At 41.7% G+C, this 5,679-nt stretch carries 6 protein-coding genes and 1 pseudogene; 1 reads left to right on the forward strand and 6 read right to left on the reverse strand.

Features of this window, described 5'->3' with window-relative positions:
• Nucleotide 1: 1 nt before the first annotated feature.
• The 4 genes from ACFQ2O_RS19340 to ACFQ2O_RS19355 form a co-directional block, all read right to left on the reverse strand.
• Nucleotides 2-439: a plasmid mobilization protein gene (locus ACFQ2O_RS19340; protein WP_137761667.1), complete on the reverse strand. Its 438-nt coding sequence runs from the start codon at nt 437-439 to the stop codon at nt 2-4.
• 441 nt (nt 440-880) lie between these two features.
• Nucleotides 881-1,135 carry a hypothetical protein gene (locus tag ACFQ2O_RS19345; RefSeq protein WP_033317078.1) on the reverse strand — a complete coding sequence of 85 codons (255 nt, stop codon included), beginning with the start codon at nt 1,133-1,135 and terminating at the stop codon, nt 881-883.
• A gap of 58 nt (nt 1,136-1,193) precedes the next feature.
• Nucleotides 1,194-1,487 carry a hypothetical protein gene (locus ACFQ2O_RS19350; protein WP_018480089.1) on the reverse strand — a complete coding sequence of 98 codons (294 nt, stop codon included), beginning with the start codon at nt 1,485-1,487 and terminating at the stop codon, nt 1,194-1,196.
• A gap of 685 nt (nt 1,488-2,172) precedes the next feature.
• Nucleotides 2,173-3,384, reverse strand: coding sequence for a peroxiredoxin family protein (locus ACFQ2O_RS19355; protein ID WP_377531890.1), 1,212 nt, complete (start codon nt 3,382-3,384; stop codon nt 2,173-2,175).
• Between the two features lie 445 nt (nt 3,385-3,829).
• Here ACFQ2O_RS19355 and ACFQ2O_RS19360 point away from each other — a divergent pair.
• Nucleotides 3,830-4,066, forward strand: a pseudogene (locus tag ACFQ2O_RS19360) (IS3 family transposase); the annotation flags it as partial.
• Here the strand turns inward: ACFQ2O_RS19360 and ACFQ2O_RS19365 are convergent.
• Together ACFQ2O_RS19365 and ACFQ2O_RS19370 are read right to left on the reverse strand one after the other, a co-directional pair.
• On the reverse strand, nt 4,063-4,233 hold the full coding sequence (locus ACFQ2O_RS19365) for a BPTI/Kunitz domain-containing protein (RefSeq protein WP_377531892.1): 171 nt from the start codon (nt 4,231-4,233) through the stop codon (nt 4,063-4,065). The pseudogene ACFQ2O_RS19360 and the gene ACFQ2O_RS19365 sit on opposite strands and share 4 nt — an antisense overlap.
• Nucleotides 4,234-4,692: 459 nt before the next feature.
• Nucleotides 4,693-5,634, reverse strand: coding sequence for an ArdC family protein (locus tag ACFQ2O_RS19370; RefSeq protein WP_377531894.1), 942 nt, complete (start codon nt 5,632-5,634; stop codon nt 4,693-4,695).
• Nucleotides 5,635-5,679 lie beyond the last annotated feature (45 nt).

Consider the following 5,679-nt stretch of genomic DNA (forward strand, 5'->3'; position numbering starts at 1 on the left):
ATTATTTAACCTTCTTAAACCTAGCAGCAGCAATCCGGAGAAAAGACCGAAGCGCCTTGACCAATTCTTTTTCTATACCCCCGAACTCTATCATGTGCCTGTTAAAATCGGCAAGAAACTGCAGGTTTATCATATTGTTCGCCTTCAGGTAATTGACATAGCGTGCTACTTGATTGATATTGTTACCGACCCTGCTGATCTCTGGACCCAGCTTATCCAGAACCGCGATCAACTCTTTGGGATTAGCAATAAAATCGTCAGGCTGCGCCAGTGTCTTCTTTCGCAGGTAAACAGACAATAATTCATGCCCTGCAGCCGTCATCTCAGCCTCCAGTTGCCTGTATTCGCTATCGGAAAAGGTCAGCTTTACTTGTCTGGCTCTCTTTAAGTCAGGCGATAGTTTTGGACGCCCTCCCTTTGCTTTCTTAACATCTTCCATACATTCTATGCTCAATAAAAACACGAGTTGCGAGTGGCTTTACCCCTGCTGAAAGCAGGGCAAGAGGTTTTGAGGGACTCAAAACACATCTTGCAATACAAAGCCCTCCATACATCAAAAGAAAGAATTCCAGGCAAATAATACAAGGAAGGGGGGATAGGAAGAGTAATACACCAAAGACGGAGCCATTGGGCAAGCTAGAGAGAATAGGAAAGAATGGATGATGACTACCTTCTGCAAGAAATATCTTCAGGTGCTAAATCCAACGGTACAAACATCTAATAATTATTAATTGTTAGATGTTAAATATTATTTATTATTTATTAACATAAATTCATTAGTTATTAAATAATAATTGTTTTTTTAGCTAGAAATATTTGCCAATTAAAGCAAGCAGCTTAATAGTCAAAGTTGACAGTTTGAGACGAAAAGCAGAAAGAATCAGAAAAGGGTAGACAGGTCGATAGGGGAGAGGTAAGGTTCCAGAAGCCTTCGGCTCTTAAAAGCCCGCACATGGCATATACTACTATCGCTATCGCATGAACTTACCCAAACCTCTGTAAAAAAATCACCCATGTAGTAGAGGCATACCTTGTACTCTCCATCAAGGCGGTTTGAAAGAAACTGCCCCTCATCCCATACCGCCTGTGCCCTGTCATCGATAGAAAGAATACTATTGAACTCATATAGATTCATAGGCGAAAAAGCGAGAGGTTGATCAATAGGGTAGTAGGCAGTTTAAAGCTTAGCAAGACTATAATTTACTTATTCCTTCAGCAGGTGCCGATTTATTGATCGTTTCTTGAAGTAAGGCAAAGAGCTTGATCGCATCTACATCCAGTAGTACCGCCAGGTCCAGCACCTCACTTACGCGGAAGGAACGGGGATCGTCAATCTTGTTTCGCAGTCGCTGGTTGTTTACACCTAGTGCTTTGGCCACGGGAGTATATGGCACGATATCAAACAGCTCAGAAAGGGAAGTCAGCTGCTCATTCTCGAGCATACGCTTACCTAACTCAAACTTAGGGCTCTTATCTTCAATTTGCATTGTCCTATAACTAACGAATACTGGTGGTTTATTTTAAGATAAAACATCTAAGGATAGATGCCTACAAATATATACGTAACATATACAATTTGATACTAAAAGTATTTGATAAGTTTATCGTCTATTCTTCTTGTACTTGTTCCTCAAGAGCAATCAAGACAACAGTAGTAGGAGGGAGGAAGATTAGATGCTCTTGTAAGCCACAAGTGCTCTCAAAAAGCAACTGCAGTGTTCGTCAAGCCTTTGATAAGATTGGAGAAATGGGTAGCAGAAAAACAAGCATATTTAGATAAAGTAGAGGTACAAATTCTCATAAGCGAGGTTATGTTTAACAGACAGGTAACCTGCAGCAGTCAGCCAAGGCTGAACAGATGAAGCACATCGAGCTACGCAAGGAAGATCTTATTGAGCAGCTTAACAACCTCATCTCGGTGCACCAGAGGGCAGCGGCGGCCACCATGGCTAGCACCGAAAGGCTGCTGCAAGAGTAGACCAAACGGGAGCAGGCAGCCTTCGAGCGGCTAGGCAAGCTGATCGACGCAAATCAGAAATCCTCCTGGTCAGCGAGCCAGAAGGCACTTTTTTATTCTATCAGCTCTCTATCAGAAATTTAGTGTTTTACTTTATTTACAGATTGAATCTGCTTGGCAGCTTCTTCAAAAGCTAAATTCGTTAAGAAAATAAATCATTCTTTTACCAACTCTTCTACAATAGCCTGATGGTCTGCTTTCCATTGTTCGAACAAGGGGCCTGTGCTTGGTCCGTTAAAACCTGAATGTACTTTGCGTAGTAGGCCTTTTTTATCAATGTATAAGGTAGTTGGAAAGTATATGGGGCCATCAATGGTTGGAAAGACTTTGCTGGCATCTTTTTCATGCCCGGCAATGAGAAAGGTATAATCGGCTTTCAGCTTGTTTTTAGACTTTTCTACTCTGGCTTTAGCGTATTGAAAATCATCTTTTTTCTCAAATGCCAGTGCTACAATTTCTATACGTTCTTTGTTATCATTATACCATTGGCCTAGATACTTGGTTTCGTCCATACAACTTGGACACCAGGAACCGAAAATTTGCACAATAAGAGGCTTGCCCATAAACTGCGGATCGGATAAAGAAACTATATTGCCTTGTAGGTCTGGAAAGCTAAAGTTAATGGTTTGAGTAGATACTTTTCTATCTTTACTGGCCAGCCGGAAATTTTCATTCGGTTTTGCAGTAAAAGAATAGTTGCCCGTAAGACCATTTAAGTATTTACCTATGAGCTCACCTGAATCATTTAGCTGCCCGATAAAAAGTTTAGCCTCTTCACCATTAAAGGTGCTTAAATAAAAGGTGCTATCACTTACATTGCCTTCCAGGTACCTGAAATCTCCTGAGGCCAATGCAAAACTTCCGGAAATATGGTTACCCTCCTGGCGGAAATTGCCTACCGCTGGCCTTGGTTCACCAGAGCCAAGGCTAAAATATGTTTCCCATTTCCCTGTAAAATTATAAGCAGGATTGCCCTCAAGCTTAAACCTTTGCTGTCCGTTAATCAGAGCAGCTTTAAAGGGAGCCCTGTAATTCTTTACATAATGCTTTACCCACTCACCCGTAAGGATAGTATCAGTATATTTTGCACGCAAGCTTGCATCAAACACGTTTATATCCATAATAATGGAATCTTCTTTTATCAATACATCTGTTTCCAGTCGTTCATCACTATTAAGTATGTAGGCCTTTAAATTGGCTCCTTCTCCCTCAAACTGAATAAAGAAAGGTACTTCATTTCCCTGTAGTTGAATGGCCGCCCGGTACTTTCCCTGGGGGTAACTTTCTGTTGAGGTAGTTGTAGAAGTGCCCTGGCAACTAGCTAGTAAAAGTATAAAAGATGAGTACGTTAAAAGTTTTTGCCACATGAGCGAGTAAGTTATTCTATAACAAATATATTGAATTATAACTTAGAGCATGTTTAAATTTTGCGGAGGGGATAAAAAGAGCGAGTCAGTGCGTAAATAATAAGTGATCAAACTCAAAAGCTTATGCAATCTCAGTATCAGAGACTGACTGACTCGCAATGGAGGTGGTTAAAGAATCTGAAATTAATCTTTTTCATCTATAATGTTTTTTAGGTCGGATTCAATTTCCCTAAGGAGCAAACTGTCATTCGGCATTATGCTATCGGGATTAATATGGTTCAGCTTACCTTTCAATTGGTAAAGGTCTAGGAGTTCAGAGGTGGTGGATTTATTTCTCACTTGCACTTGCTGGTTACCGCTGTCCAATTCAGAGAATATCCTATCTATGGATGTACCGTAGCCCTTTCAGTTAAAGAGCCTGCCTATAAGCTATCCCTTGATCCGCCAGAGCATGAGCCGCAGGGGCAACTGCTGGGACAACGCTGTGGCCGAGAACTTCTTCAAGAGCCTGAAAACGGAGTGCGTTTATGGCTCCAGGTTTGAAAATCAGAGAGCAGCTGCCGTAGAAATCTTTGAGTACATCGAGATCTTCTACAGCAGGGAAAGGCTCCATTCGAGCTTGGGATACCGTACACCCATACAAATGGAAGAACTACTGAACATGAAATCTTTAGCAGCTTAACCCTTTGTCCTCTTTTTTGTTGCAAGTCCAGTTTCGAAGGGCAACACCCCTCTACATCCCCCCCAAATGAAAGATTTGCATCTTTTCTCTTTTTGATCATAGTAATATCTAGTAATTGCGGCTCTACAAGGACCTGGATCAGGTGCTAACGTGCATCTTTCGAACATAACTTGGTTCTTCTTACAGCTTGATTGGACAAGAACAAAAAAACAAAACTAAAGTAGAGCAATCGCTTAAAGTTCTTTTTCATATCATCATGACCCATTTATCTTGAGGATGGTTGCAGAATAGGTTTCTAATATCTTTTACTTGCTGCCAACAATTCCTCCTCCCGCTATAGTGCAAAAACCCTTACCCCCTCCAATTGGCGGAAAACGGGGTTTCGCCTATAACTCATGTTGTGTTAAAAAAGATAAGATTTAAGAATTATTAAATGTAGCAGCTATAGAATGAGTAATTAGCTGAACTCATCCTTGCAATTAACCCAAATCTATTACAGCAAAAGGAATCCCGCCGAAGGCGGGTCGCCATGGCTGAATTTCGACTTCCAAATTTCAGCAGCCACCCCCTCAGTATTAAAAATGAAAGATCTTGCCTGATATTACCAGACAAGATCTTTCTAAAGGCTACGCTGCCATAGTTGTTGCTTCTGCCCCCAAGTTACTTTCTGCCTGTAAGTTTAGGATATAGCTAGCCGCTTTAAAAGCCTTTGTGCTTGCATAGATGATCATTGTCTTATCATCTTTAAACTTCTTCGCCCATCCCTGCAGGTAAGCCACCGAGTTTTCAAAAACCTCCGCTTTGATACCTGTAAAGGCGTTGAGGAAACTTGCTCCCATTTCGGCTATCAGTTCCTCCTTAGAGTAATTTATGTCGCCAAACCGGGCCGCCTTCTCTTCATCAGCAAAACGGTTAAGCCTGGTTTGATGGCCTGTAGAGTGGATCAGTTCGTGAAACAAAGTTGCGTGATAAGCCTGAGAGGAAACAAAGCTGCTCAGCTCCGGCATCTGTACCGTATCATTAAAAGGCGCATAGTAGGCCTGGGAGCCTCCGTGCAGAACTTTCGGGCGTGGCATAGGGTATTGATCCACCACCTCCTGACAAGCCTCTATTACCTGCAGATCGGTACGCTCATGAACAGAAGGGAGGGTAAACTCTATTCCTTCCACTTGATCAATATTAAATACGGTCCAAATAAAAGGGACAAACCTTCTCTGATACACCTCCTCTGTCTCTCCTGTAGTGCCTTTACCCTCCCTAGTATCACTATTGGCGTAAACTTTCCAGTAGATGATCTGGGTTCCTTTCTCTCCCTTCTTTACATGCCCGCCCAGCTCTTTAGCCTGTTTATAGGTAAGAAAATAGGGCGTCCTAAAGCTTTTCTTATCAGTCAGGTAGTTCAGAAAGAAAGCATTGAAGCCTTCATAATAGCGGCCAGATACATAGTTTTTAGGCAATCCGTAAGATGTCCAAGGCTTTCTCCAGAATACCTGGCCTTGCTCTAATTGCTCGATGACCTCATTTGTTACCTGATCTGCCAGTTGAATGAATTTTTGATACGCGCTCATAACTTTTAGCTTTAGAAGGTTAAACAAAACTCATATTAATATATA

This window comes from Pontibacter rugosus (genome assembly GCF_042678745.1).
Taxonomy (GTDB): Bacteria; Bacteroidota; Bacteroidia; order Cytophagales; family Hymenobacteraceae; genus Pontibacter; species Pontibacter rugosus.

Excerpts from the sequence above, each read along its gene's own strand:
- ACFQ2O_RS19365 (WP_377531892.1), bottom strand. The coding sequence starts at position 4,233 with ATGTTCGAAAGATGCACGTTAGCACCTGATCCAGGTCCTTGTAGAGCC.
- ACFQ2O_RS19345 (WP_033317078.1), bottom strand. The coding sequence starts at position 1,135 with ATGAATCTATATGAGTTCAATAGTATTCTTTCTATCGATGACAGGGCA.
- ACFQ2O_RS19340 (WP_137761667.1), bottom strand. The coding sequence starts at position 439 with ATGGAAGATGTTAAGAAAGCAAAGGGAGGGCGTCCAAAACTATCGCCT.
- ACFQ2O_RS19350 (WP_018480089.1), bottom strand. The coding sequence starts at position 1,487 with ATGCAAATTGAAGATAAGAGCCCTAAGTTTGAGTTAGGTAAGCGTATG.
- ACFQ2O_RS19370 (WP_377531894.1), bottom strand. The coding sequence starts at position 5,634 with ATGAGCGCGTATCAAAAATTCATTCAACTGGCAGATCAGGTAACAAAT.
- ACFQ2O_RS19355 (WP_377531890.1), bottom strand. The coding sequence starts at position 3,384 with ATGTGGCAAAAACTTTTAACGTACTCATCTTTTATACTTTTACTAGCT.